At 53.0% G+C, this 26641-nt stretch carries 22 protein-coding genes; 8 read left to right on the top strand and 14 right to left on the bottom strand.

What is annotated here, in order from left to right:
* Positions 1-2 precede the first annotated feature (2 nt).
* Positions 3-1355, bottom strand: coding sequence for a UDP-N-acetylmuramate:L-alanyl-gamma-D-glutamyl-meso-diaminopimelate ligase (gene mpl / locus FVB43_RS16650; protein WP_159336810.1), 1353 nt, complete (start codon positions 1353-1355; stop codon positions 3-5).
* A gap of 167 nt (positions 1356-1522) precedes the next feature.
* Here mpl and fbp point away from each other — a divergent pair, with 167 nt between their 5' ends.
* A complete protein-coding gene (fbp, locus tag FVB43_RS16645; protein WP_133842525.1) occupies positions 1523-2521 on the top strand; it encodes a class 1 fructose-bisphosphatase in 999 nt (332 codons plus the stop codon).
* Positions 2522-2631: 110 nt separating this feature from the next.
* Here the strand turns inward: fbp and FVB43_RS16640 are convergent, their stop codons facing one another.
* Positions 2632-4197: a methyl-accepting chemotaxis protein gene (locus FVB43_RS16640; protein WP_133842526.1), complete on the bottom strand. Its 1566-nt coding sequence runs from the start codon at positions 4195-4197 to the stop codon at positions 2632-2634.
* 425 nt (positions 4198-4622) lie between these two features.
* On the opposite strand from FVB43_RS16640, the gene FVB43_RS16635 reads away from it, so the two are divergent.
* The 3 genes from FVB43_RS16635 to ppa all read left to right on the top strand — a co-directional run bounded on the left by FVB43_RS16635 (position 4623) and on the right by ppa (position 6276).
* Positions 4623-5156, top strand: coding sequence for a type IV secretion protein Rhs (locus FVB43_RS16635; RefSeq protein ID WP_133842527.1), 534 nt, complete (start codon positions 4623-4625; stop codon positions 5154-5156).
* Complete coding sequence (locus FVB43_RS16630) at positions 5156-5590, top strand: putative T6SS immunity periplasmic lipoprotein (protein ID WP_133842528.1); 435 nt, start codon at positions 5156-5158, stop codon at positions 5588-5590. The genes FVB43_RS16635 and FVB43_RS16630 overlap by 1 nt, the downstream gene beginning before the upstream one ends.
* 155 nt (positions 5591-5745) lie before the next feature.
* Positions 5746-6276, top strand: a complete 531-nt coding sequence (gene ppa / locus FVB43_RS16625; protein ID WP_133842529.1) for an inorganic diphosphatase — start codon at positions 5746-5748, stop codon at positions 6274-6276.
* Between the two features lie 91 nt (positions 6277-6367).
* Here ppa and FVB43_RS16620 read toward each other — a convergent pair whose 3' ends face one another.
* From FVB43_RS16620 to tamA, 9 genes are all read right to left on the bottom strand, one after another.
* Complete coding sequence (locus tag FVB43_RS16620) at positions 6368-6922, bottom strand: DUF1120 domain-containing protein (protein WP_133842530.1); 555 nt, start codon at positions 6920-6922, stop codon at positions 6368-6370.
* Positions 6923-6974: 52 nt separating this feature from the next.
* Complete coding sequence (locus FVB43_RS16615) at positions 6975-7706, bottom strand: fimbria/pilus chaperone family protein (RefSeq protein ID WP_133842531.1); 732 nt, start codon at positions 7704-7706, stop codon at positions 6975-6977.
* A complete protein-coding gene (locus FVB43_RS16610) occupies positions 7706-8374 on the bottom strand; it encodes a DUF1120 domain-containing protein (protein ID WP_133842532.1) in 669 nt (222 codons plus the stop codon). The genes FVB43_RS16615 and FVB43_RS16610 overlap by 1 nt, the downstream gene beginning before the upstream one ends.
* Before the next feature lie 33 nt (positions 8375-8407).
* Positions 8408-10894, bottom strand: a complete 2487-nt coding sequence (locus FVB43_RS16605) for a fimbria/pilus outer membrane usher protein (RefSeq protein ID WP_159336808.1) — start codon at positions 10892-10894, stop codon at positions 8408-8410.
* 3 nt (positions 10895-10897) lie between these two features.
* Positions 10898-11599: a fimbria/pilus chaperone family protein gene (locus FVB43_RS16600; protein ID WP_159336807.1), complete on the bottom strand. Its 702-nt coding sequence runs from the start codon at positions 11597-11599 to the stop codon at positions 10898-10900.
* Positions 11600-11687: 88 nt separating this feature from the next.
* Positions 11688-12374, bottom strand: a complete 687-nt coding sequence (locus FVB43_RS16595) for a hypothetical protein (protein WP_167864330.1) — start codon at positions 12372-12374, stop codon at positions 11688-11690.
* A 596-nt stretch (positions 12375-12970) separates the two neighbouring features.
* Positions 12971-13315, bottom strand: coding sequence for a gamma-glutamylcyclotransferase family protein (locus FVB43_RS16590; RefSeq protein WP_133842536.1), 345 nt, complete (start codon positions 13313-13315; stop codon positions 12971-12973).
* Positions 13316-13317: 2 nt separating this feature from the next.
* Positions 13318-17091: an autotransporter assembly complex protein TamB gene (tamB, locus tag FVB43_RS16585; protein ID WP_133842537.1), complete on the bottom strand. Its 3774-nt coding sequence runs from the start codon at positions 17089-17091 to the stop codon at positions 13318-13320.
* Entirely contained in the window at positions 17088-18803 is a 1716-nt protein-coding gene (tamA, locus tag FVB43_RS16580) for an autotransporter assembly complex protein TamA (protein WP_171149281.1), read from the bottom strand. Before tamA ends, tamB begins: the two co-directional genes overlap by 4 nt.
* A gap of 569 nt (positions 18804-19372) precedes the next feature.
* Here tamA and paeA point away from each other — a divergent pair.
* On the top strand, positions 19373-20704 hold the full coding sequence (paeA, locus tag FVB43_RS16575) for a polyamine export protein PaeA (protein ID WP_133842539.1): 1332 nt from the start codon (positions 19373-19375) through the stop codon (positions 20702-20704).
* A gap of 44 nt (positions 20705-20748) precedes the next feature.
* Here the strand turns inward: paeA and FVB43_RS16570 are convergent, their stop codons facing one another.
* Positions 20749-20955, bottom strand: a complete 207-nt coding sequence (locus FVB43_RS16570; RefSeq protein WP_133842540.1) for a DUF1107 domain-containing protein — start codon at positions 20953-20955, stop codon at positions 20749-20751.
* Positions 20956-21271: 316 nt separating this feature from the next.
* Between FVB43_RS16570 and FVB43_RS16565 the strand changes: the two genes are divergently transcribed.
* Positions 21272-21829, top strand: coding sequence for a YtfJ family protein (locus FVB43_RS16565; protein ID WP_167864329.1), 558 nt, complete (start codon positions 21272-21274; stop codon positions 21827-21829).
* A gap of 73 nt (positions 21830-21902) precedes the next feature.
* On the opposite strand, the gene cysQ is transcribed toward FVB43_RS16565, so the two are convergent.
* Entirely contained in the window at positions 21903-22649 is a 747-nt protein-coding gene (cysQ, locus tag FVB43_RS16560) for a 3'(2'),5'-bisphosphate nucleotidase CysQ (RefSeq protein WP_167864328.1), read from the bottom strand.
* 340 nt (positions 22650-22989) lie between these two features.
* On the opposite strand from cysQ, the gene FVB43_RS16555 reads away from it, so the two are divergent.
* A complete protein-coding gene (locus FVB43_RS16555; RefSeq protein ID WP_167864327.1) occupies positions 22990-24924 on the top strand; it encodes a bifunctional 2',3'-cyclic-nucleotide 2'-phosphodiesterase/3'-nucleotidase in 1935 nt (644 codons plus the stop codon).
* Positions 24925-24971: 47 nt separating this feature from the next.
* Here FVB43_RS16555 and fklB read toward each other — a convergent pair whose 3' ends face one another.
* Positions 24972-25592, bottom strand: a complete 621-nt coding sequence (gene fklB / locus FVB43_RS16550; RefSeq protein WP_133842544.1) for a BamJ family beta-barrel-assembly machinery protein — start codon at positions 25590-25592, stop codon at positions 24972-24974.
* A 226-nt stretch (positions 25593-25818) separates the two neighbouring features.
* Between fklB and FVB43_RS16545 the strand changes: the two genes are divergently transcribed.
* Entirely contained in the window at positions 25819-26475 is a 657-nt protein-coding gene (locus tag FVB43_RS16545) for an OapA family protein (protein WP_422718032.1), read from the top strand.
* The last annotated feature ends 166 nt before the right edge of the window (positions 26476-26641 follow it).

The following is a 26641-nucleotide window of genomic DNA, read 5'->3' as shown; positions in this document are numbered from 1 at the left end:
TATTACGCCAATCTATCTAACAATTTCTGATGAATCCCACCAAAACCGCCATTACTCATGACCAGGATGGTATCGCCCGGCTGGGCCTTTTTGGCGATCATTTCTATCAGTGTATCGAGATCCGCACTCCACTGCGCCGGCTGAATGCAGGCCTCGGCCACTTCGGCAACCTGCCACGGAATGTGGTGCGGCTGATAAAGGAACACTTCATCAGCACGCCCCAGCGCCGGGGCTAAATCGTCCTTGCTGATGCCCATTTTCATGGTATTCGAACGGGGTTCCAGCACCGCCAGAATGCGCGCAGTGCCGCCGACTTTGCCGCGCAGCGCCGCCAGCGTAGCGAGGATAGCCGTTGGGTGATGGGCAAAGTCATCGTAGACCTTAATGCCGTTACTCTCTCCACGCAGCTCCAGACGACGGCGGGCATTGATAAAGTCATTCAGCGCACGCCCCGCATCTTCGGGCTTCACGCCAACATGACGTGCAGCGGCAATGGCCATCATGCCGTTATGCATGTTGTGCTCCCCCACCAGCGACCAGTTCACTTCTGCCACGCGCTCGCCGTCCAGCAGCACTTCCCAGTGTGAGGCATCCGTAGAGAGTTTCTTCGCCTGCCAGTGGCCGGTGTCGCCCACGGTTTCCTGTTCACTCCAGCAGCCCATCGCGATCACCTGTTTCAGGTTAGCATCATGCTCTGGCAGGATAATTTTTCCCTGGCCTGGCACGATGCGGACCAGATGATGAAACTGTTTCTGAATAGCACGCAGATCGTCAAAAATATCGGCATGATCGAACTCGAGGTTGTTCAGAATCAGGGTACGCGGGCAGTAATGAACAAACTTCGAGCGCTTATCGAAGAACGCGCAGTCGTACTCATCCGCCTCAATCACAAAGAATGGGCTTTTTCCTAAATTCGCGGAAACATCAAAATTTCCAGGCACCCCACCGATGACAAAACCGGGTTCATAGCCGCAGGCCTGTAAAATCCACGCTGCCATGCCCGCTGTGGTGGTTTTTCCGTGGGTTCCGGCGACCGCAATCACCCAGCGGTCGCGCAGGACGAAGTCATGCAGCCACTGTGGGCCAGAGAGATAAGGAATATTGCGCTCCAGCACCGCTTCCACACAGGGATTACCGCGGGTCATCGCGTTACCGATGATCACCAGGTCCGGTGCAGGATCGAGCTGAGAAGCATCATAACCCTGAATTAAATCAATACCCTGCTTCTCCAACAACGTGCTCATTGGCGGGTAAACGTTAGCATCAGAGCCGGTCACTTCATGGCCGAGCGCGCGGGCCAGCATCGCCAGTCCACCCATAAAGGTGCCGCAGATACCGAGGATATGAATACGCATAAAAGGTCCGTTTCGTAAAATGTTCGGCCTTAGTGTAACGCCCCCATCGTGCGGAAGAAACGGATTTGCCCTATGTTCTTTAGCGTTCAATCGGCTAAACTGCGTACGCATACGTTGGCAGTTTGTGAATCAAGCTGCTACTCAACCGCAGATTCAGGGATTGTGTTATGAAAACGTTAGGCGAATTTATCGTCGAGAAGCAACACGACTTTCCGCACGCAACAGGTGAACTGACCGCTTTGATCTCCGCGATCAAACTGGGCGCTAAGATTATCCACCGCGATATTAACAAAGCAGGCCTGGTCGATATTCTGGGTGCCAGCGGCGCTGAAAATATTCAGGGCGAAGAACAGATGAAGCTCGATCTGTTTGCCAATGAAAAACTCAAAGCCGCACTGAAGGCCCGTGGCATTGTTGCAGGTATCGCGTCAGAAGAAGAAGATGAGTTCGTGATCTTCGAAGGCGCGGAAAACGGCAAGTACGTGGTACTGATGGATCCTCTCGACGGCTCCTCAAATATTGATGTCAACGTTTCTGTCGGCACCATTTTCTCAATTTACCGCCGTCTCACCCCTCCGGGTACGCCGGTGACCGAAGAAGACTTCCTGCAGCCTGGCAGCCAGCAGGTTGCCGCGGGTTACGTCGTTTATGGCTCCTCTACCATGCTGGTTTATACCACCGGCTGTGGCGTACATGCCTTTACCTACGACCCGTCACTGGGCGTGTTCTGCCTGAGCGCGGAACGTATGACCTTCCCGGAAAAGGGCTACACCTATTCCATCAACGAAGGTAACTACATCCGCTTCCCGCAGGGTGTGAAGAAATACCTGAAATTCTGTCAGGAAGAGGATGTCGCGACCCAACGTCCTTATACCTCACGCTACATCGGCTCGCTGGTGGCAGATTTCCACCGTAACCTGCTGAAAGGCGGTATCTACCTCTACCCAAGCACCGCCAGCCACCCGAAAGGCAAGCTGCGCCTGCTGTATGAGTGCAATCCAATGGCGTTTCTGGCGGAACAGGCTGGCGGTAAAGCCTCTGACGGCAAAAACCGTATTCTGGACCTGGTGCCAGAAAGCCTGCATGAACGTTCGCCGTTCTTCGTCGGCAATGACCATATGGTCGATGATACCGAACGTTTCCTGCGCGAGTTCCCGGATAACTAATCGGTAAAATTTAACGATTTCGACTGACCAAAGCGTAGGGGCGGACCTTCTTTTTCGGGTCCGCCCTTTCTTTTGGGGAAACGACTAGAAAAGCGGCCGCCCCCAACGATTTATGCCGCCTGAGTGACCTTAAATACCGCCATGGTTTGCACCAGCTGCTGGGACTGCTCTTCCAGCGACTGCGTTGCGGCGGCCGCTTCTTCCACCAGCGCGGCATTCTGCTGCGCGACTTCATCCATCTGCGTCACCGCCTGGTTCACCTGTTCAATACCGCGACTCTGTTCCTGCGAAGCGCTGGAGATCTCTTTCATCAACGTGGTGACTCGCATCACTTCCGTCGAGATTTCATCCATGGTTTCACCCGCTTTGGTCGCCATATCAGAACCTTCGTTGACGCGAATCTGCGACTCACTAATCAGCGTACGGATTTCCTTCGCCGCCGTTGCACTGCGCTGGGCCAGGTTACGTACCTCGGTGGCGACAACGGCAAAACCGCGTCCCTGCTCACCCGCGCGTGCCGCTTCAACAGAAGCGTTCAGCGCCAGGATATTCGTCTGGAAGGCGATGCCATCAATCACACCGAGAATGTCGCCAATACGCTGCGAGCTGTTAGAGATTTCCCCCATTTTCTCCATCACGTAACACACTACTTCTGCCCCGCGATCGGCGGTATCAGAAACAGCACGCGCCAGCAGATGTGCCTGTTGGGCGTTATCTGCATTCTGCTTCACCGTGGCGGTTAACTGCTCCATGCTCGCCGCCGTCTGTTCCAGCGATGCCGCAGACTCTTCAGTTCGCTGGGAGAGATTGAGGTTGCCCGAGGCGAGTTCGCGGCTGCCGATATCGATTTGCAGACTGGCATCGCGCACCAGACCAACCGAATGCTGTAGCGACTGCTGCATCGTTCCCAGTGCGGCATTTAATCGGCCCAACTCGTTGTCACCGCTTTCCGGCACGGGCTGCGTCAGATCGCCACCCGCCACATGCTCAAGATGCCTGATAGCCTGATCCAGCGGCTTCAGGAGCAGTATGCGCAAAATCATCCATGCCAGCGCCACCAGCAGCAGTGTCAGCGCGCCGCTCACCAGAATCAGAACGGTCATCATGGTTTGGTTACGCGCGGCCTGCGCCATCTGTGTTGCGCTGACGTCGTCGGCATAAGCACCAAAAGCCGATACTGCGCCAGAGAATTTGCCTGCAAGGTCGGAGAGGTTTCCTTCCAGAACGCTGTAGTAATCATCCACGCTCTGTTTTTGCAGCGCCGCCATCATTGGCGTGATGCCATTAACCAGGTAATCTTCATGGGTTGCCACTACGGCTTCCGCCAGAATTCTGCCGTGTTCAGTGACGGTTCCGGCATCAATGAATCGTTTCAGCTCCTGCTGCGATAAAACCACGTAACTGGCGGAACGTGTGGCTATTTTTTCCGCTTCGTCCGGCAGGCCGATTTCCATTTTACGTATGGCCAGCGCCGCGGTGGCGCGGGTGCGCAATAGGTTGCCGTTACTCATATACAGTGCGTTCAACTCAATGCCCTGAATGCGGTTGATCACATCCAGTGAGCGATTGCCCTTTTGAATCGCGATAATGCCCATGACACTCACCACTAAAAGCAGCAGCGTCATCATGGCAAGCAGCGCCAATAAACCCGTACGTATTGAGATTCTCTTAAGCATGATCATTTCCCGATAGTGTTAAGCCTGGTCATTCCTGGTCCCTAAATCGACCATGTTATCGGCAATAACATTACCCAGCTTTAACCATAATAAAGATTAAATTGATCCAGAACAGGGAACCCGTAAGCGTGAATTAAGGGCGCTTCAACGCTTTTATTGTGGACAAACGTCAGAAGGGAAATGACCCTGAAGGAAAATACAGACGATGATGGATTAGATCCATGTAAAACCAGAGAAATGATTTAACAATGATGAATAAACCAAATTAATCCCCTGACAGCCCTCATCTTGTTCAGTGGCGAAAAGAGACTCCAGGCAAGTGTCATGTCATCGCACTAAGAAAATCACAGATTGTAGAATTTTTAGCAAAACAGACATTTGCTATGCTGCATGGGAAATAACCACAAACACACCAAGGGATTTGTATGTTTGATAATGATACTAAGGGCGGCAGTCTGCGCCTGATGACATTGGGCGAGATTAATATGGCGAAGGAAATTTTTCGCGACACGATCATCTACCCGAAAGTGTGGATCCATAAAGGCAGTTACTTGCCTTTTGGTCTGCAACTCAAGCGGGTCTCTATGTCACCCAATGGAGAAATGTACTTTCGAGATGAATACAGCCCTGATTTTTCTAAAGCCGATATAAGAAGGCAGCATACTTTTATCCATGAACTGTCACACGTATGGCAGTACCAGCACGGCATGAAGGTCAAATTACGGGGCCTGGTCAGTTGGATGGCAAAGTATGAATATGCTTTAGACAGCTGGCCACTTAGCACTTACGGTATGGAGCAGCAGGCACAGATTATTGGAGATTATTATCTACTTACGCAGTTCAATGGCCGTGCTTACTGGAAAACAAACAGGGGTTGTACTAACAGTGATGATTTATCCGATGATGAGTTACTAAAACAGTATAAATATACGCTGCGAGCCTTTCCGTGGAGCCTGTGATGACAATAAAAAAAGTGCTGTTTCCCGCCCTGATTGCCTCGCTTCTTACCGGCTGCGGGTGGATGGGCCATTACAGCCCCCCCAATGAGCTCGGACAGGTGTCCCTGACAAATGCCGGAGTGTGTTTCCAGATTAAAAATGCCAGCGACTATTATGCTCATTATCTGGTGATCAGAGAGAGTCGTGCACCGGAGATGTCTGGCTTCAACAGAGAATTCCCCGCTTTAAAAATTGCTAATGATCAGCTCTGCATTCCTGAAACGTATTACAAGTTCCCGAACTCAGGCGCCAGGCGGGTTGATATCGCTTTACGCTCACCCACTAAGAAGATGAGACGCCGTTATATTGTCTCTGAATTCAACATGGTCAACGGTGAGCCACACCCCTTTGCACCGAGTGAATATTCCATACCCCAGCCCGACGTGGAGGATTAGCCATCATCGTGAGCCGGGCATCGCATAGCGCAGCATTTCACTGTCATTGATGCCCCGGCACGGAGCAATCTGAAAGGCGGAAAAAGGAAGGTACTTTGAAGATGACCTGGCTATAATACCCGGCACTCAACCTAAGATGATTGAAGGAATTCATAATGAGCTTGAACCTGGTACCAGCGGGTAAAGACCTGCCAGATGATATCTATGTCGTAATCGAGATCCCGGCAAATGCCTCTCCAATCAAATACGAAGTCGACAAAGAGACTGGCGCACTGTTCGTTGACCGTTTCATGGCGACAGCGATGTTCTATCCGTGCAACTACGGTTACATCAACCACACCCTGTCTCTGGATGGTGACCCGGTTGACGTCCTGGTGCCAACACCCTACCCGTTACAGCCTGGCTCTGTGATCCGCTGCCGTCCGGTTGGCGTGCTGAAAATGACCGACGAATCTGGCGAAGATGCCAAAGTTGTTGCGGTTCCACACAGCAAACTGAGCAAAGAGTACGAGCACATCCAGGATGTGAACGACCTGCCAGAACTGCTGCGCGGCCAGATCACCCACTTCTTCGAGCAGTATAAAGCGCTGGAAAAAGGCAAATGGGTTAAGGTTGACGGCTGGGAAGGCGTAGAAGCCGCTAAAGCGGAAATCGTTTCCTCCTTCGAACGCGCTGCGAAGAAATAATCTTCCGGCACAGCTCGCGCCAGTGAAGATTCTCTTCCACTGACGCCGAAAAAACACCGCCACGGCGGTGTTTTTTTATCCCGCTTCTCCGCTATTCGATAATCGATACCGTAATGTCGTTCCCCGGCCGATAATCATCCTGGAGAGCAAAGAGCTGGTCCGTGAACACAGGATGCAACGTCACAATAAAGTTTAAATGGCGCCCCGCGTCGACAATCTCGATCTCACTTCCTGGCAGCAGCGTGCCTGTTTGTCGGCTAACGTCACTCTTTTGCCCTGCGAGTGAAGAGAGATCGCGGTAAGCCGTCGCACGATCGTCCAGCATCAGCGCAGAAATATCTGCCTCAAGTTCACCGTCGCGACCAAAGGCGAACTGCCGCTGACTGCCGCTAATGTCAGTGAAAGCCAGTCGAATTTTCCGGGGTTCATCGCACTCCACCCTGAATACGGCTGCACGCGATGTCAGGTGATGTTTCCCATCAGGGCCTCGTGTGACCTGGGTATTTATCCGGCCATAATCCAGCATCCCCGTGCCCGTGCTGATGCGACATTCAGCCTGAACCCACCCTGAACATAGCAGTAGACTGACCGCCATCAGACGCATCCCTTGACGGCGGTGCGGGCGCGAACGTTTCCTACAGTCCATTTTCCGTTCCTTCATGTGTTTCCCGTTGAAAGCTGGCGATGCAGCAGAGAAATTAACCTTGATGCTCCAGCGGTTGTATAAACAAACCCGCGACATAGCCATATTTTGACAGGCTCTGGATTTGGATCTGCTTGCTGTTTTTCAGAGCAGCAGCATCCTGGCCCTTAACGGTCAGCGTTTCGCCGGGAAGAATATAGCTTTTACTCAGCATGATATTGTTCATCGAGGGCAACAGCACGACGGTCTGCGACAGCCGCACCACATAACGACTGGGGTTAGCGATGGTTAACACACCACTCGTTTCCGAAAATTTCAATGCTTCCCAGGGATCTGACTTCATTGGCAGACCGGCAGGATGAATAATGATCGGGAGGTCCTGCCTGAGGCTCAAGCCCACCGTATTCTTGCCGCTCAGTGCTTGTAGTGGGATCCCTTCCAGAATCACCCGCTTCATATGCTCGGTCTTGAGCGGCCCCCGGCTGTGCAGTAAGAAGCGTAGCCGCTGGGTCTGCCCCGCTGCCAGCCTGGTCACCGGCTGGGTCACCAGCAGCTGAGGCTGGGGATCGTCCGGCAGGCTGTAGACCTTCACATACAGCAGTGCCTCGTAGTCTGCGGTATTGGTAACGTTCAGGCTTCCGCCTTCTGCCTCTTCATTAATCATGATCATAGAGGTTTCAGGCTTCATCACCGCCCCCGCCGGATGTGCGATGGACAGCGCCAGCAGGCTACACAGTATGTATTGACCCACAGACCAGGATTTGCAACTACGGATGATGAAAGCCATCAGAGATATACAATATCGAAGGTTGCACTGCCGGCAATCGTCACTTCATCCGATGTTCCAAGGGTATCAAGGGCGACGACCCAGGGGGTGACATTGATATCAAAGACCACATTTTTTGCCGGGATCGGCACCCGCAACATATCGGAGGTGAAAGACACAAGCTCCTCTCCCTGATACTTCCACAGCACGCTTCCCTTCGCCTCTGCCCAGCTTTTTCCTTCATCGGCCGAGAGGGTGAGTTTCTGCATAGGATGCCCGTCCACCATGGACCTGTCCGCCGGGGTATGGATGCGGTATGCACCGATATTTTTTCCCGCTTCGGTAGCTCCGAGGCTGAAACTGGTCTCAGCCGCTTTTCCGTCAATCTTCGCTTCCCCGGCTTTTTCAGCGATATCTCTGGCCCTCACGGCAAACAGCGTGGGCGTTTCGCAGCTGATATTCAGCTTAATATTCTTCGTCGCCAGTGGGGTGGATTTGGAGGATGAGAGGCTGGCAGCGCTAATCTGCTGCCAGTCGAGTATGCCCCCGCCATCAAAATGAATATCACAGGAGGCGGGCTGAATAGTACCTCGTATCTGCAACGTGGCCTGGGTGCTGGCGGGAACCGCAGTACTGAGCACCATCCCCGTTAGCAGGGTGATACCGGAAAGCATTCTTTTCAGTTCCATTGCACAATTCCTTTTTAAGACACAGGTCACAAGCTAAATGCAGACACCGCTCATTTTCTGATAGGGACCGCCATCCTCTGGCTGATCGTCCAGCTGATAGGTGAAGCTGCAGCGCTTATTGCGCCCTGCCACATCAATCAGCAGTGTGGCTTTCTCGGGTGAGTTATTCAGGTAGATCAGCCCATTGTCGATGGCTATGGTCAACATCTCACCCTGGTGGTCCATCACCTTACTGCCACGCGGCAACGGGGTACCATCGCTCAGGGTAAGATCCAGCAGTACACGCCGACTGGTCAACACTGTGTAGTTAATGCGCTTCACGCTTCCCCGCGCAAGTGTGACGGTGTGGTGCCCGTTATTAACATCCGATTTTTTCGGCAATGTTTCCGTATTCAGATCAAGGTTTCCGGGCCGCCACGCCGGAAGCTGAGGCACCAGCGCCAGACCCCGCCAGTCCGTCCAGGTGGTGCCCCCGGGCGTGCTGATCGCCACGTTTGCCAGCCTTTCATTCATAGCGATCATGCCAAAGGTCTGTCCGACAGGGAGGGGGGAGAACAGGATATTTTTACCCACCATGGCGATGCCACCGCTACCGCTTACGGAGTAGTTGCTGGAATGATTGCCGCTGTGCCCTGCCGATGCAGAAAGATTGGTGTAATGCAGGTTGGCACTGAGCCCCCCTTGCACTGACTGGTTATGCTGTTTCAAATCCCGCTCTGTTGACAGGTTGTAACCCACGTCACGGTTAACAGGACCGCTGATCTCGCTGCCTAACTGGCTACGCTTTCTTGAGCTACGGTAATAGCTGTTGACGTATTGCTTGCCTAAAGGAAGGCTGGCGTTAACCGACAACTGTTTATTGCTTTGATATATGCCCGTGCTGTGGGAAAAACTCACCGTCAGTAGCATCTTTTTAATGTTGGTGCCCCAGCTCATCATATTGTAACGCGTCGTCGACATGGCTTTGCCAAAGCTGGTGCTTTCCGCGTGACTAACGGAAAAAGTGCCGAACCTCGGCGTCGCCCAGCTGGCTGAAAGCGTGTACTGCGTATTATCTTTATCGTAATAATCCTGGGTCGGCATACTGGCCTGATTGAGTGAGGCGTACGAGGGCGTGCTTTTACTGACGCTACCACCGATCGAAAAGGCTTCAGTAATCAGGTAATCTGCCGACAGCGACAGCCGCGCACTCCGTGCTCCGTGATAGCGGTCATTGGCCGCCGTCATTTGCGCAGCAAGCTGCAACCCCTGTGCCACCTGTTGCCCCACCGACAACGCGACGGATTGATATTTGTCCGACATCAGCAGGCCAGTCTGTGCCAGTAAGCGCCCCAGCGGTCGCCAGTTCTGATTCATAGTGAGTAAGCGTGGCGCCCCCGACCCGCCCCCGCCAATAGAGCGAAGCGTGCCCGTGGCGAGAGAAAAGCCCTGCATACCACGAGGGTTTACCCCCCTCATTCGGTTAGCAGGGACGGTAAACTGCTGTCGCTGACCGTTGGTTTCCAGCACGGTAATGTCCAGGTCGCTATTAAGGTTTTTTAGCGGAATGCGATCTAAGCGAAATGGCCCGGCAGGCACCAGTGTGTTGTAGATCAGCATACCGTACTGGCGCACTTCTACCCGCGCCTGAGGTGTGTTAGCAATACCTTCAACAACTCCCTGAGTTTCACCCTCCTGCTGGAATCCCTCATCCGGGATGATCTGGATGCCATTAATATCACCCAGCTCGAACAGCGTATTACTGACACCAATTTGCCCGATCTGGAAGCGCTTCTGCCAGCGTTCAAAGGTCCGTTCTGCATACAGTGAGTTCATATCAGAACTGAGCTTTCCATCCTGCTGACTAAACTGCTGCCAGCTGCGTACCATCCAGTTAGAGATATTGAAACCATCTTCCAGCGTCAGAAAGCTATAGCGATTCAGTGTGCCGGCATTCCGGTTCACCGAGCTGAAATAGTTATAGTTCAGCAGTGCTCCCATTCCCCCGGACTCACCCGTAATCTCTTTGTACTGCGGCTGCAACACAGCTTCCGGCACCACAATGCTGGCGGAAAGATTTTGGGTATCAAAACGAATGTTGATAGCAGGATCCTGCTGTACCCAGTCAAAACAGTCCGTATCAGGCAAAGGGTCACTGTTGGGCAGCTTTAACCCCAGCTGATTAAGCAACTCAGGGGTAAAGCACAATCCCCCCTTCGGGTTAAACACGACATCGAAGGCGCCACGAAACTCACCGTTAACGCTGATATCCACCAGCGCGGGCCCGGCGGGAAATCGTGATGAGTTGTCGAGAAGGGTCAGTAAAGCCGGGTCAATGCCCCTGGCTTTGAGGATCCTTTCAGTAACAGATTCATGGAGAACCGGAACGGCGGGAGAGTCGGAGGAGCGCTGAACTTTTTGCTGCTGCTGAGGATGTTCATTTTTTTCCTGCGCGCAAAGGTAAGTCGGTGTCAGGGCACCCGCCGTGAGCAGCGCGCAGTGGCATAATTTGTTTGAGGTAAAGCGGTAAGAACACGACACAGGTTAATCCCCGTGGCTGATGGGAAGCTCGACATTGCCAACCTCATACCCATACTGTGAAACGGTATCAATGCGGACGTTGGTGGCTTTTGCCAGCGCTTGTTTATCAGAAAACGCCACGGAGAGGGTTTCCCCCGGTAGAATGTAGCTCTTGTCCAGCGCCACTTTTGTATTGACAGGCATCAGGAGGAAGCTGGGCGCTAATCTGACCACCCAGGCACCTGGATTATGTATCGTTAGCTTTTCCTGTTTGACCCGCCACTGTAAATTTTTCCAGGGCGCGTTATTTTTCGCCAACCCGTCAGGATGAATAATCACGGGCAGATTCTGCCGTACGCTGATGTTGACACTATTACTCTCCCCGGTGGTGAGAGGAATACCTTCAAATGTCACACGCTTTATATGTTCGGTGGTGAGCGGACGATCGCTGGTTAAGACAAAACGGACTCGCTGAGTCTGGCCTGCCGCCACGCGCATTACAGGTTGCGTCACAATCAACTGGGGAAATTTATCATCAGGCAGATCAATGACCTTAACGTACAACAATGCGTCCTTATCATCGGTATTGGTGACGTTAATACTGCCGCCACCCGCCCCCTCCTGAATTAACACCAATGACGTTTTAGGCTGCATCACCGCGCAGGAAGGAAAGATAACCACTAATGAAAATATTGACAGGCATAGCCGAAAAAGTTTGATCAACATAGCATTCATCCATGAATTCTATAAAAAGCCACCGGCATGACTGACTCTGGCTTGTAACAGTGAACAGTACTGCCGGTGGCAACTTCAGTTAAATATAAACAACTTCAAACGTGGCGCTGCCTTTCAGGTCAACGTCATTTCCCCACGCAGGTTCAGAGACCGGGGCAATCCATGGACGAATTTCTAATGCAAATGATTTATTCATGGCGCTATCACGAAGATATTTAGTCTTGCTATCACTGGTGCTAATATCCAGCGCAGCATCATTACCGAGAGCGGAAGAAGGGAAGTATGCGTAATCTGCATTGGCAGGCTTTTCATTCCACTTGCCATTTTTGAAGGTGACTAATGCCGTTGCTTTGGTTTGATCAGAGGTACTGCCCGCGGTCAGTGCTTTAATGCTATAGCCACCGACAGGCGCATTTTTCTCAGAGACCGACGTGAAGTCAAAATAGCTGTCGCTCAGTGATGGATCGGGACCTATAGGTCTAACACCCTTCGTTGCATTATCAATGGCTTTGACGGCGAACATCATTTTTGCCGGGCAATTTACATTCAGCGTCAGCTGCTTCGCCGGTAACTCAGTGAACAGCTCATGGTGCAGCGAGGCCGGGTCAATATTATCCCAGTCCAGTGAAGCGGAAGGAAGTACGACATTACAAGCACCAGGCACGATGGTCGCTTTAACGTCAAGCGTTGCACTTCCACCCGCCAGCGCCTGCCCTGAAGCAATGGCACCAACAATCAATACAGCAAGAGTGGTCATCTTTTTCATATTAGATAATCCTTTATATACTATGGGTTTCGGTCATTACTCAGCCCGATATGGGCAGACATGACCTTCTTTACAAACAATGGCAAAAACTCTCTTTTCGCCACGCTCATTCGTTGGATGTTCCTTTTCCGATAAATGACAATGGAAAGACATTAAAAATGGCACATTAAATCATTACCATCACTTAAATACGTCAATTAGTTCTCATAATAACGCAATATGATAACGATTAAAGGAATAAATAAAACAACAACCAAGGGGGTGGATAATAAACAAAAAATCAGAAATGACAATAATATAACTACGAAAAACGGCCAAACAAAATATTACTCCATATGAGCACCTAAATTCAGGAATTAAAACCACAAAGACGCCCAACCCCTGCAAAAGAGAATAATTTCAATGAGAATTTAATAAGATATTACTTAGAAAATACACACTTATTATTTATAATAAGTGAACGCGTAATAGAATAATGTAAGCATGACATAAGATAAAGGTTAACAGTGAGGATTTAACAACATTATGGTTCAAAAAAACAAAGCCGCCTTCAAAGAAGGCGGCTTGTATAGTGTGAACCATCGAAAAATCGGCAACTACTCTGCATCTCGCAGCAGCCAGTCACCGCTGGTGATACGCTTTTTGCCCGTGACGGCACGCTGATAAACGTACAGCCAGGCACTACCGTAAGGGGTTTTTAACAGCTCGCGCTTGTATTCACCGCCTTTGGTTCTGAGCGCATCCAGTTCGCCCAGTGTTGATGCATCAATCCGGTAAACCTCACAATAGACCTGCCCTTCACCCGCCACGACTCCCGGGTAATGACCAAGATTGTAAAGTGCATAGCCGTCGATCTGATGATCGCCCAGCCACTGCCCGTTCGTCATCCAGTGACTGTTACCTTGCTTACGCCGCAGGCTACCATAGACAATTATTCGCATTGCTAGAACTCAAACTGATAGAGCACATCCAGTGCCTGATCAATACCAGACACGGCTTCCAAATAGAGTTTGGGCATCAGGCGGTAACGCAGCGTTAACGTCGCCAGTGAATCAAATATGCCAACACCGTATTTTACCTGTAGACCCGGCAGCACATAGCCGCTGACCTGCACTTGCTGGCTGTCGCCAACCCCTGCAGTATCCAGCGCCAGGTTACTGACACCAAAAGTCTCGCCAATTTTACCCACAACCTGACCACTTTGTGCAACCCCCAATCCTACCAGGGCTGAAGTTAATGCATCACTGTCGCTGCCGGTCGCCCCTAATCCCTGGCCACGCAGCAGATAAGAGAGTGCTTCCTGCTGTGATTTCGCCGGGTCTGAGAAGATTTCCACCTTAGGCTCGTCTGCCAGCCCGGTCACACGCACCCCGGCCGTCACATCATCTTCGGTGGCTTCCGGGTTACGAATCGCTTCAATATTCACATACGGCTGGTCCGGTGGGCCGGAGAATTGCAGCTCACCTTTACGGACGATCAGGTCCTGACCGTAGGCATGGAAGCGGCCCGATGGAATATTGATCTGACCATTCAGTCCCAGACCCCGTTTATCCTGCGCCAGTTTCAGATCGCCGTTCAGTTTCGCTTTCAAACCAAAGGCGCTCAGGCGCACATCGTTGCCAACGTGGATGATAAGATTACTGTTGATCGGAATGCCGCTGGTTTTCGGCGCAACAGGTTTCAGATCTTTATCCAACAGCACTTCATCGGAGGAGACGCCCACGGCACTTTCTGGCACTTCCTGCACGGTGATGCGTGCCCAGGGAATATCCACGCGACCATCCAGATTGAACAGGTCCGGCGTGGCTTCAAACACCAGGTCCGGTGACACGTCCATCCGCACCATCGGCGGCACCGTCACACGCACTTTATCGCCCTTCGCCGCAATGCGTGCACGCCAGGCATCAAGTTGATTCCAGTCGGCATCACCGTTAAGAGCGATTTGCCCCTGGGAAGTCTGAATCACGCCCTGGAGCGTCGAACTCATGCCATTGAAGGCCATTGTCAGGTTAGCGGTGGTGAGGTCAACCGGCATAAAGCTGCCTTCCACGTCAACGCCTCGCAGTCCCAGCTGGCCAAAGACCTGCGGTTTTTGCAGATTACCGCCCAGGCGCAGGTTACTGTTCAGCACCCCGGTAATTTTCTCCCCCTTCATCAGTGCCGGGTTCAGCATCGCCAGCGACAGGCTGGTGATATTGACGTTACCGGACAGGGTGCGCCGCCCCTCGGGATCGGCAATTTGTACATTGCCATCCAGTTGACCATTATTCGCAATGCGGATCAGCCAGTCGAGCTGAGCACGACCATTTTTCAGTGCCGCATTCAGGTTCAGCGTACTGAAGGCGACGGGTAGCGTATTGCCCTGTACATCCTGCTCCACTTTCACGCCATTCCCTTTCAGGGATACGCGTCCCGTTGGCAGCGCGCCATCTGCAGTCCAGGCGACATCGGCATCGCCGCTGAACAGCCCGGTAAGCTGTGTAGCTTCAGGCATAAAGGGCTTGATCATCGCCAGATTAAAACGATTGAGCACTACGCGCGCATGGCCTGATGGCCCGGCTTCAATCGTCGTGGGTACGCACAACTCGGCATTAGGATTCTGCCAGCAGTGTGCGCCGATACTGACGGTCTGTTTCGCATTGAGGTAATCCAGCGCGATGGCGCGCGTTAAGCGCCATTCCCCCACCGGGGTGTCAAAGCGGGTGTTATTCAGGTTCCCCTTCCAGCGTTGTTCAGCTCGGTCGAAGCTACCGCTGAGCGCTAACTGGCCGGAAACCGGTTCGCCCTGCACGTTCAGCTTAAGCTGATGCTGTTTTTCCGTGCCGCTGGCATCCAGCGTCAGCAGATTCACCGCCAGCGCGTCCTGCTTCAGTTGTTCAACACGCAGTTTCAGTTTGCCCTGAATCTGTTCACCTGAACTGACGTCCCCTTCCAGTTTGATACGGCCAATGCGCATCGCCTGCCAGCGCAGCCCGGTGGCGGTCAGGTCGGCCAGCAGCTGTGGCGTTGTCAGGTCTCCACGGGCACGGATTGTCCCTTTGGCAACCCCGCCAAGGCCCGGCAGGGCATTATCCAGATGCTGCGCATCAATGTCGGCATCCAGGTTCAGTTTATCGCCCAGCGACCCTTTCAGATTGACGTTGTTACGTCCCAGCACCAGCTTAATACCGGGAATATCCCACTGGCTGTAACTGTTGCCGTACAGTGTTCCGTCAGCACTGACCGCGTTATTACGTACGTTACCCTTGAGCTTCAGCTCCGGCACACGCATCTGCCAGCTACCGCCGTACAGGCTGCCCCGCGTGGTGATTTTACCGTCCAGCTTCGCGGGCCAGTCCGGATACTGTTTTGCCGTATTAATCCCGGATAGCGTCAGCTCACTGCGCCAGCTGATGGCTTTACTCCAGTCCACCAGTGCTGTCAGGTCGGTATTCCCCTGCAAGGCAGCCAGTCGCAGCTTGTCCAGCGAGAACTGCTCGACGTTCCCTTTGCCATTCAGCGTCAGTGTGGCAGGTGGAATGCCCTGCCCCTGGAGTGCCGCTTTCAGGGACATCACGTAGTCAGTGGCTTTGCCTTTAAAGCTGAAGTTGAAATTATCGGCCTGATACTGCGCCTGTCCATCCAGCGGCCAGCGCAGTTGCGGACTGTGCAGCGTCATATTGAGCGGTAAACCCGCTTCGGCAAGTTGTGTATCGGCATCCAGTTGCGCGCGAACCGGCCCGGAGAGATTCAGCCCCAGAGTCAGCGTATCGCGCAGGCCCCCACCCAGCGTCATTTTGATCTTCTCACCTTTGATCGGATCGACGTTAAGCTGGCTGTAGAGGGTGAAGTTGACCGGCCAGTTACCGCTCAATGTCGCCTGGCCCTGGGCATTCAGCTGGCCCTGCGGCGAGTCGACATCCAGCGCCAGCAGCTGTAGCTGGTTATTTTCGGTTTTCGCTTTCAGTAGCAGTCGCTCTACCGCAATATCGGTATCGCCCGTGATGCGCAGCTGCTCACCGAGCACTTCCTGCACGTCCACATCCAGCGGCAACGTAAACGCGGGCAGGTCAGGCAGCAAAGGTTTATCAAACATCGCTTTCAGCGTTTCACCCAGCGGCGCTTCATTGACGGCAGGTTGCTGAACTTTCGGTTGTACAACCTGTTCATTGGCGACGTTCACAGCTTTCGGCAGCGCAATCAACAGTCCCTGAATATGGGTCGGAGTCAGCGTCATTGCACGGCCCTGCCAGTGCAGCCCGCTGGTGAAATCTGCCAGCGAAATGGCGGTGTCGTCGATTTTAAGGTTGATGTTATGCAGGGCCAGCCTGCTGAGTGTGAGCGGGTACGGCGTGCTGATATCCCCCGCGCTGCTCTCTTCTTCTACTGGCGGATTCGCCGGAGGGGGCATCTTTTTGCTGTCCACCACCACGCTAACGTCCTTCAGAGAGAGATCGTTAACGCAGAGCGCGCTCTGTTTCAGGCAGCCCAGGCGCAGAGCCAGATGAAACTCACCGGCATTGACCGTTACGCCCGGCATCTCATACTTCACGCCGCTCAGGGTCAAATCACGCCAGCCGCCTTTCACCTGCTGGATATCCAGCCCCGGCACCCAGCGCGCGGCACCGTTCAGCACCAGATGCAGGCCAGTGGTGGTGCCGAGTAAGAAGGCAACGCCGCCAAACAGCAGCACAATAAAAATCAGAATGCCAATCAGGCCCTTTTTCCACCACTTCATAGTTCAGGCCCCAACCCAATGTAAAACTGAATATCCCGATCGTTTTGATCACCAATCGGGCGGGCAATGTCCACTTTGATCGGCCCGACCGGCGACTGCCAGCGCACGCCAAAACCCGCACCGGTTTTGAAATTACTCTGCTTGATGTCGTTAACCGCTTCACCCGAATCAACAAACACCGCCCCCCACCATTTACCCGTGACGTTGTACTGGTACTCCAGCGAACCGGTGGCAAGTTTTGATGCCCCGGTCAGCTTGCCTTCATCATCACGTGGGGAGATGCCTTTGTATTTGTAGCCACGAATACTGCGGTCACCCCCGGCGAAGAAGCGCAGGTCCGGCGGGACTTTTTCGAAATCATTGGTTTCAATCCAGCCAAGATTGCCACGCACGACAAAGCGGTGTTTATCCTGCAATGTGCGGATCCAGACGTTCTGAGCCTGAATCACGGCGAAGTCGATATCCGATCCCCAGGTGGTATCAGAGACATCCAGCGAGTAACGCTGTGAATCACCCCAGGTCGGCATCAGACCACCCCGTGATCGGGTACGGTTAACGCTGACGCCCGGGTAAATCAGCATCGTGGTGTTGGTCACGCTGCCCTGGGTAAAGTGGTCGAGACTCCAGCGCAGGTTGACGGCACGCTGCCAGCCGCTGGAACTGTCCCAGTAGCGTGAGGCTGCGAGCGTAGTGGAGTCTGCTTTGGTATCGTTAAGATCGGTGCGTTTCAGACCGCCCTGCAACAGGTAATACTGCTCCAGCGGGCTTTTACGCAATGGCATTTTATAGCTGAAATCTAACTGCTGCTCCGGCGCAGAGATGTTCGCGCTGGTGCTGAAACTGTGCCCCCGATCATTTACCCAGGGCTTTTTCCATGTTGCTTTGACGCGCGGGCCGACGTCCGTCGAGTAACCAACGCCGGTTTCAATGGTGTTCTCGGTGCGCGGCGAAACGACGCCATGCAGCGGCAGCATCTTGCTCTCGCGTCCTTTGTCAAATTCAGGAGCAACGACAACCGAGTTAAACCATCCGGTTGCGGACAAACGTCGGTTAAGTTCGGCTAAATCACGCGAATTGTAGTAATCGCCCTTTTTAAATGGCACGAGGTTTTGCAGGTAGTCGTCGCGGATCTGCGAACCTTCGAAGCTGACCTCGCCAAAGCGGTAACGCTGGCCACTGTCATAATCGAGATCCCAGAATGCCTCACGCCGTTCAACGGAGACGCCCAGCTGGCTTTTGCGGTAATCACCGTCAAAGTAGCCTTTACGCAGCGCCATGTTGCTCAGGGAGCTTTTAAACTTATCGTAGTCACTGTGATTAAGCACGGTGCCCAGTTTGGGTTTACCGTCCCGCACCAGCTTTTGGTAGTCTTCATCCGTTCGGGCACCGCCACGCAGGATCACCGTTTCTCCGGCAATCTTCACCGGTTCACCTGGCGTAACTTTCGCCAGTAACACCTGCCGTTTTCCGCCAGCAGGCGGTGGCTGCAGTTCGAAATCGATCTGCGGTTCGTAGTAGCCCAGCGCCTTCAGCCCCTCTTTCACCGCATCGCTGACGCGTGCACGAAAGCGACCGTCAGAGGTGACTTCGTCATTGGTAATGGTGGACAAACGCGCCCTGACGTTCTTCTGTAATTCCCCGGATAACCCTGTGACCTGCAAACGAACATTCGCAGCCTGAGTAACAGGCGCGACGATCAGCAGACAAGACATGCAATACACATGAATTCGTGGCACGCTTACTCCCGTTTTTATTGCCAGCCCGCAATCCACTGGGCTTACTCTGGTAAAAATAGTTCGCGAATGGTTCAGTTCAAAGGTAATGCATGCGCATCACCTTACTTATTATTTACGCGCGATCAACCCGAACCTAAGGCAAATTTCCTGCAACGTCACGCTACGTTACAACACAGATCGCGATTAGCCGTAAAAGGAGTGTAACGTGGTATCAGTATCAGACAAGTCTCAACCCATTTCCTGCTCCGGGATACCTGCTCACTCAGAACATCGTTGCCGCAATTGTAAGCGCTCGATGCCACAGCTATAATCTCCCCACAGACTGCTCCGCGGCCTGATTACCCTTCTGCTCCGGCACCAGCCGAACCGCAGACATTTTTGGCACGGATAGCCCTGAATCGCTGCACTCCCTGATGTGATGATCGCAGGATAAACTGACTGCGCGCTGCCCAGGCCAAAAATGACAAGTGATTAACCCGGCCTTCTTTGTCTGCGCGATTGTGTTCCAGATTGCCCACAGAGACGAGCCAACTAATGGATGTTTTATGTTAGACAGCTTTCTTGTCATCATGCTGCTGATTGCGATCAGCTCGTTTTTCTCTCTTTCAGAAATCTCGCTGGCGGCTGCCCGCAAAATTAAACTGAAGCTACTGGCCGACGAAGGCAATATCAACGCACAACGCGTACTGAAGATGCAGGAAACGCCTGGCATGTTCTTTACTGTGGTGCAGATTGGCCTGAATGCCGTGGCGATCCTCGGGGGTATTGTCGGTGATTCCGCGTTTTCCCCGGCCTTCCGAACGCTGTTCGAACGTGTGACAACGCCGGAAATGGCTGAGAGCATCAGCTTTGTCTGTTCTTTCACGCTGGTCACCAGCCTGTTTATCCTGTTTGCCGATCTGTTCCCCAAGCGTCTGGGCATGATCGCGCCGGAAACCATGGCGCTCAAAATCATCAACCCGATGCGCTTCTGTCTGTTCCTGTTCCGCCCGCTGGTGTGGTTCTTTAACGGTGGGGCTAACATCCTTTTCCGCCTGTTCAAAATCCCGCTGGTGCGTAAAGACGACATCACCTCTGACGATATCTATGCGGTAGTCGAAGCCGGTGCGCTGGCCGGGGTGCTGCGTAAGCAAGAGCATGAGTTGATTGAAAACGTCTTTGAGCTGGAATCGCGTACCGTGCCCTCTTCAATGACATCACGTGAGAACGTGGTGTGGTTCGACCTGCACGAAGATGAAAGCAGCCTGAAAGAAAAGATTGCCCGCCATCCGCACTCGAAGTTCCTGGTCTGTAATGAAGATATTGACCATATCGTCGGCTATGTTGACTCGAAAGAGCTGTTGCTGCGCGTACTGGGTAATCAGAGCATGACGTTGAACAGCGGCCTGCAAATCCGTTCGGCACTGATCGTGCCGGATACGCTGACGCTGTCAGAAGCGCTGGAGAGCTTTAAAGCCGCCGGGGAAGACTTCGCAGTGATCATGAACGAGTATGCGCTGGTGGTGGGCATTATCACCCTTAACGACGTGATGACGACGTTGATGGGCGATCTGGTCGGTCAGGGAATGGAAGAGCAGATTGTCGCGCGTGATGAGAACTCATGGCTGGTTGAGGGCGGTACGCCTATTGATGACGTTATGCGCGTGTTGCATATCGACGAATTCCCGCAGTCAGGTAATTACGAGACTATCGGTGGCTTTATGATGTTTATGCTGCGTAAGATCCCAAAACGCACCGACTTCGTGAAGTTCCATGGCTTTAAGTTTGAAGTGGTGGATATCGACAGTTACCGCATTGACCAGCTGCTGGTGACGCGTATTGATGCGCGACCGACAGCACCCGTACTGCCGAAAGATCCGGAAGAACTCGTTTCGTAAGCGGTGGCAAGACACAAAAAAGGCGCTTTCAGCGCCTTTTTTTGTCAGTTAAATTCGGTCTGTAATCTGAGGACCTGTCGGTTAACTTCCGACATCACGCTGTAATGCTGCTTATCTTTGACGCGCGGGATAAGGATCTTGCCTTTATCAAACTCAAACGCGCCGACATCTTTGATATACAGCCGCCCACGGAACAGCGTTTTTACGTATTTAGCGACCTGTAGTGGGTTATATCGCTGGAAGATCTTCATTCTTGTTCAACTCCTGAAGAGTAACTACGCCTCGTCGTTACCAATCTCGGCACGAACCTGTGAAACGCAAAGTGCCTGTACTATAGAACATCGTTTGCTTCCAATGTTCCTAAAATTGAATTTTTTTACTGTGTTTACACATCATGACAGAACTCTCTGTTACCTGACCGTACACACACAGTATAAACCTTCAATTCGCAGGGATTTGTGCGGTGTGTTGCAAAGATGTTATCCCGATGCGACAGCAGCATCATCCACGCATATTATTTCAGTAGGATGACTTACTGATCAGACCACTACATTCACAGGAGCGACTATGACAGGAATCCGTATTTTCACTGCGCTGCTTTGCCTGCTACTGCCTTTCACCACGGCGGCGCACAACCTTCATGTCGGCGAGCGCGTAGCTGCAGTGGGCGTTGCAGATAAAGGCGAGTTGCTGTTCAAAGAAGAGAAGTTTAGCTACAAAAACTGGAACAGCGCACAACTGGCCGGAAAAGTGCGGGTGATCCAACATATTGCCGGGCGATCTTCAGCAAAAGAACAAAATGCCGCGCTGATAGAAGCGATTAAGGCCGCCAAATTCCCGCATGACCACTACCAGACCACCACCATTGTGAATACTGACGATGCGATCCCCGGCACCGGGATGTTTGTGCGCAGCAGCATTGAAAGCAATAAACAGCAGTTCCCCTGGTCACAGTTTATCGTCGACAGCAATGGCGCAGTCCATCAGGCCTGGCAACTGGCGGGCGGGGGGTCAGCCATTGTGGTGCTGGATAAAGATGCGCGGGTACGCTTTGTTAAAGAAGGTGCGCTGACCCAGGATGAAGTAAAAACGGTGACAGGGCTGTTAAGAGAGTTGTTACATTAGCGCCGTGACATTCGAAAGCCTCTAAAGGGGCCGACCTTTTTTCCGATCGGCCTTTCTTTCAGCATCCCGTGAATCAATAGATCGATACCCGGAAGCCCGGATTGAGGAAGGATTCACGCGGGGTGTAATCCAGCGTTTTACCCTGCCAATCCGTCACATGAGCACCTGCTGCCAGCGCGACGGCGTGACCTGCGCCCGTGTCCCAAATATTTGTTGGTCCAAAGCGTGGATAGAGTTGCGCCTGCCCTTCCGCCACCAGGCAGAATTTTAACGATGATCCAATTGCCGTGGTCTGGTGCTCACCCATCTGCGCCAGGTACTCTTTCAATTCGTCGTCAGACTTAGCATGAGAGCGGCTAATGACCACCAGCGGCGGGCGTGCATCCTGCACATGAATCTGCACCTTATGGTCACCCTCTTCCTTCCAGGCTTTGCCCTGCTCAGCGGAGTACATCACCTTTAACACTGGCGCATACACTACGCCAAGCACCGGTTTTCCGTGCTGGATCAGTGCGATATTGACCGTGAACTCACCGTTACGTTTGATAAATTCTTTGGTGCCATCCAGCGGATCAACCAGCCAGTATTGCTGCCAGTGCTGACGCACATCCCAACCTGCCGGATCTTCTTCTGACAGTACGGGGATATCCGGCGTCAGGGCCGCCAGCCCGGCAACGATCACTTTATGTGCGGCAATATCGGCCGCCGTCACCGGAGAGTCATCCGATTTATGCGCCACATCCAGCGGGGCCTCGCCATCATAGACCCTCATAATTGCATCGCCTGCTTCACGCGCCATCTGGCAAATTTGTTCTAACACTGTCCACCTCCTGATTGCCTGGCGTTATCACGGCCACCGCTGTGTAAACCTTAACGCCCCTCTATTGAGGATAGCAGTTCACTCTGTGAGCCGTTATACCGTGGGTAACGCACTGGGTTAGCTATTTGTTTTCAACAGCATAACGTACCTGCTGTGAGGGAACACGCTTTCCTGCCATTTTCGACCAGATTGCCCCGCGTCAGGGGCTGTACTGCGCCACACGCCCTCCGGAGGGCTAAATCCGCGATCGTCATCACAATTTCCTGTCGTGACACGACACAATTTCACACTATTCTGAGAGGGTTACGAAAGTTTAATCCGGAACATAAAGGGAAAAGACATGTTCAAGACTTGCCTCACGCTGACCGCCTTGCTTGTCAGCCATTCGCTGACGGCCGCCACAGTTGATTTTCGCCTCCTGGAAACAACCGACCTGCACAGTAATATGATGGATTTCGATTATTACAAAGATCAGCCTACTGAAAAATACGGTCTGGTCCGTACCGCCTCACTGATTGCCAGCGCACGCCAGCAGGTGACCAATAGCGTACTAGTCGATAACGGCGATGTGATTCAGGGCAGTCCGCTGGGGGACTATATCGCAGCCAAAGGCCTGAAGGACGGCGATGTGCATCCAGTGTATAAAGCGATGAATACCCTCGATTACAGCGTCGGAAATCTGGGTAATCATGAGTTTAACTACGGCCTCGACTACCTGAAAAAGGCTATTCATGGCGCACGCTTCCCTTATATCAATGCCAATGTTATCGACGTCAAAAGCGGGAAGCCGCTGTTTACCCCTTATCTGATTAAGGCCGTTGATGTCCGCGACCGTGATGGCAAAACACATACCCTGAAGGTCGGCTATATCGGCTTCGTGCCACCGCAGATCATGACCTGGGATAAAACCAATCTGACGGGCAAAGTGACCGTTGACGATATCACAGCAACGGCGAAGAAATGGGTGCCGCAAATGCGCAAGGAGGGAGCGGATATTGTTGTTGCGATCCCTCACTCCGGGCTCTCCAGCGAACCTTATCACGCACTGGCTGAAAACTCGGTTTACTACTTAAGCCAGGTGCCGGGCATTGATGCCATTATGTTTGGTCACGCGCACGCCGTGTTCCCCAGTGCTGACTTTGCCAATATCAAAGGTGCAGACATCTCCCGGGGAACGCTGAACGGCATTCCAGCCGTGATGCCTGGCATGTGGGGCGATCACCTGGGCGTGGTCGATCTGGTACTGAACAATGACGCTGGCCGCTGGCAGGTGAGCAGCGCACGTGCTGAAGCGCGTCCGGTTTATGACAAAGTCGCGAAGCAGTCTCTGGCCCCCGAAGATCCAGCGCTGGTCAGCGTGCTGGCGGCCGATCATGCTGCCACACGGGAATTTGTCAGCCAGCCCATCGGCAAATCAGCGGATGTAATGGCCAGCTATTTGTCGCTGGTACAAGACGATCCGACCGTCCAGATCGTCAATAACGCCCAGCGCGCCTATACCGAACACTTTATTCAGGGTGACCCTGACCTTGCGCATCTGCCGGTACTGGCCGCCGCTGCACCGTTTAAAGCCGGTGGCCGTAAAAACGATCCGGCCAGCTATGTCGAGGTGGATAAGGGGCAGCTTACGTTCCGTAATGCCGCCGATCTCTACCTCTATCCGAATACGCTGGTGGTGGTGAAGGCGACCGGGGAACAGGTGAAACAGTGGCTGGAGTGCTCTGCCGGGCAGTTCAATCAGATTGATGTTCATAGCAGCAAACCGCAGTCACTGATCAACTGGGATTTCCGCACCTATAACTTTGATGTGATTGATGGGGTGGACTACCAGATTGACGTTACGCAGCCTGCACGCTATGACGCTGAGTGCGGCTTGATCAATAACCAGGCCTCACGCATTCGCCATCTGACGTTTAACGGTAAACCGATCGACCCGAAGGCAACCTTCCTGATCGCCACCAATAACTATCGTGCTTATGGCGGGAAATTTGCCGGAACCGGGGATAAACAGATTGCTTTCGCTTCGCCGGATGAGAACCGGGCGGTGCTGGCGGCCTATATTGGTGCGCAAACAAAGGAAAAGGGAGAAGTGAAACCCCAGGCTGATAATAACTGGCGACTGGCACCGATTCACAGCAGTACACCGCTGGATATTCGGTTTGAAACGGCAACGGGAGAAAAAGCCGCTGCGTTTATTCGCAGCCATGGGCAATATCCGATGAAGCAGGTGGGAACGGATGAGATTGGTTTTGCGGTGTATCAGTTAAAACCGTAACAACGAGGCACGCCCGACGCATGTCAGTGACGGGCGTGCCGCAGGACTTACAGAATTTCCAGCAGTTCCACTTCAAACACCAGGGTGCTGAATGGTGGGATGGATGCACCCGCTCCGCGCTCGCCGTAAGCGAGGTTGTGAGGGATCACCAGTTCCCATTTGGAACCCACTGGCATCAGAGTCAGTGCTTCGATCCAGCCAGGGATCACGCCACTTACCGGGAACTCAGCCGGTTCGCCACGCTGTACGGAGCTGTCGAACACGCTGCCGTCGATCAGTTTACCGGTGTAGTGTACGCGTACACGGTCCTGACGGGATGGGATTGCGCCCTCGCCCTGAGTCAGAACGCTGAACTGTAAACCGGTCTCGGTGCTGCTGACGCCTTCACGCTGCGCGTTATCTTCCAGGAACTTCTGACCTTCAACTGCCATGGCCTTCTGACGCTCCTGACGGACCGCTTCAGCGCGCTCGTGAACTTCACGCAGGGCACGGTGAACCACATCAACAGGAACGGACGGGGCATTCCCTTCCAGCGCATCGCGCAGACCTGCCAGCAGTGCTTCCGGCAGCAGACCCTGCAAACCAGATTCCTGCAACTGTTGACCGACCTGTAAACCGATACCGTAACTTGCTTGCGCTTCAACGCTGTCAAAAGAAGGGGTTGTCATGGATTTTCCTTTCATCATTGATAAAACCGAAGACGAAGCATAACAGCGCAGACAACAGGCGTAAAATCCCATCTTCCACTGGTGACTTTTCCCCGGGAAACAGAAACAATACCGCCTATCACAATTCAGCACCACTGTGGCTCTTAAGCCTATACTTTACGCTTACCCAGGATTGATATCCTGAGCATGAAGGGTTTCGGTTCAGCACATGTATTCAGAGGTTTAAATGGGCCAGATTGCCCGCAGGCGAAGGAAAAAGCCGCTTTTTGTTGCCAGAGTTAAGCAATGGCTGATGAAAAGCTTACCGATAGCGCGAGGTTCGCGTCAGGAGGAAGAGGCCATGCCTAATGCATCGCTCACATCACGCTTACCATTATGGTTCAACCGTCTCTGGCACCTGCCAGACCAGATTCGCTGGATGGACCCGCTGCCACCGCATCATCGGCGCGGGATTATTGCCGCTGTACTGGTGATCCTGCTGGCCTTCCTGTGGCCCGCACCGTCGCCACACCGAGCCGTGACGCCGATGCAGAGTGGCTCGTCCGCCACCGAGGTGCCTTTACAGGCTGAAATCACGGATGCGCCACCTACCACGCCTGCTACGCCGCAGCAGGATGATCAGGGAACCTGGGGTGAATACACTATTGCTCCCGGTCAGACGCTGGCGCAGTTGTTCCGCGACAATAATCTGCCCGTCAATGATGTGTTTGCGATGGCGCAGGTAGAAGGCAATGACAAACCCCTCAGCACCTTACATGCGGGGCAGACGGTGAAAATCCGCCAGAATGCGCAGGCGATAGTGACGGGATTAACGCTGGAAGGGGCGAATGGCGAGATACTGTTTATCCGACAACCCGACGGGACGTTCTTAAAAGCAAACTGATTTAATGATGAAGATTACCTGTGAATTTGGCGTTATTGTTGCAGCCAGTTTTGGCACGGACAGCGTGCAACAACCGGAGCGTACACGCAGTACGTGAGGATTGTGAGCACTGCCCGGGCCAAAAATGGCAAATAAAATAGCCAAATTTCAGGCCACAAAAACAAAA

The organism is Erwinia rhapontici (genome assembly GCF_012271765.1).
GTDB lineage: Bacteria > Pseudomonadota > Gammaproteobacteria > Enterobacterales > Enterobacteriaceae > Erwinia > Erwinia rhapontici.
This window is presented reverse-complemented; position numbering and strand designations above follow the sequence as displayed.

What these genes read in the sequence shown, in the direction of transcription:
- mpl (WP_159336810.1), bottom strand. Translation starts at nt 1,355, where the DNA reads ATGCGTATTCATATCCTCGGTATCTGCGGCACCTTTATGGGTGGACTG.
- fbp (WP_133842525.1), top strand. Translation starts at nt 1,523, where the DNA reads ATGAAAACGTTAGGCGAATTTATCGTCGAGAAGCAACACGACTTTCCG.
- FVB43_RS16640 (WP_133842526.1), bottom strand. Translation starts at nt 4,197, where the DNA reads ATGCTTAAGAGAATCTCAATACGTACGGGTTTATTGGCGCTGCTTGCC.
- FVB43_RS16635 (WP_133842527.1), top strand. Translation starts at nt 4,623, where the DNA reads ATGTTTGATAATGATACTAAGGGCGGCAGTCTGCGCCTGATGACATTG.
- FVB43_RS16630 (WP_133842528.1), top strand. Translation starts at nt 5,156, where the DNA reads ATGACAATAAAAAAAGTGCTGTTTCCCGCCCTGATTGCCTCGCTTCTT.
- ppa (WP_133842529.1), top strand. Translation starts at nt 5,746, where the DNA reads ATGAGCTTGAACCTGGTACCAGCGGGTAAAGACCTGCCAGATGATATC.
- FVB43_RS16620 (WP_133842530.1), bottom strand. Translation starts at nt 6,922, where the DNA reads ATGGACTGTAGGAAACGTTCGCGCCCGCACCGCCGTCAAGGGATGCGT.
- FVB43_RS16615 (WP_133842531.1), bottom strand. Translation starts at nt 7,706, where the DNA reads ATGGCTTTCATCATCCGTAGTTGCAAATCCTGGTCTGTGGGTCAATAC.
- FVB43_RS16610 (WP_133842532.1), bottom strand. Translation starts at nt 8,374, where the DNA reads ATGGAACTGAAAAGAATGCTTTCCGGTATCACCCTGCTAACGGGGATG.
- FVB43_RS16600 (WP_159336807.1), bottom strand. Translation starts at nt 11,599, where the DNA reads ATGTTGATCAAACTTTTTCGGCTATGCCTGTCAATATTTTCATTAGTG.
- FVB43_RS16595 (WP_167864330.1), bottom strand. Translation starts at nt 12,374, where the DNA reads ATGAAAAAGATGACCACTCTTGCTGTATTGATTGTTGGTGCCATTGCT.
- FVB43_RS16590 (WP_133842536.1), bottom strand. Translation starts at nt 13,315, where the DNA reads ATGCGAATAATTGTCTATGGTAGCCTGCGGCGTAAGCAAGGTAACAGT.
- tamB (WP_133842537.1), bottom strand. Translation starts at nt 17,091, where the DNA reads ATGAAGTGGTGGAAAAAGGGCCTGATTGGCATTCTGATTTTTATTGTG.
- tamA (WP_171149281.1), bottom strand. Translation starts at nt 18,803, where the DNA reads ATGTCTTGTCTGCTGATCGTCGCGCCTGTTACTCAGGCTGCGAATGTT.
- paeA (WP_133842539.1), top strand. Translation starts at nt 19,373, where the DNA reads ATGTTAGACAGCTTTCTTGTCATCATGCTGCTGATTGCGATCAGCTCG.
- FVB43_RS16570 (WP_133842540.1), bottom strand. Translation starts at nt 20,955, where the DNA reads ATGAAGATCTTCCAGCGATATAACCCACTACAGGTCGCTAAATACGTA.
- FVB43_RS16565 (WP_167864329.1), top strand. Translation starts at nt 21,272, where the DNA reads ATGACAGGAATCCGTATTTTCACTGCGCTGCTTTGCCTGCTACTGCCT.
- FVB43_RS16555 (WP_167864327.1), top strand. Translation starts at nt 22,990, where the DNA reads ATGTTCAAGACTTGCCTCACGCTGACCGCCTTGCTTGTCAGCCATTCG.
- fklB (WP_133842544.1), bottom strand. Translation starts at nt 25,592, where the DNA reads ATGACAACCCCTTCTTTTGACAGCGTTGAAGCGCAAGCAAGTTACGGT.
- FVB43_RS16545 (WP_422718032.1), top strand. Translation starts at nt 25,819, where the DNA reads ATGGGCCAGATTGCCCGCAGGCGAAGGAAAAAGCCGCTTTTTGTTGCC.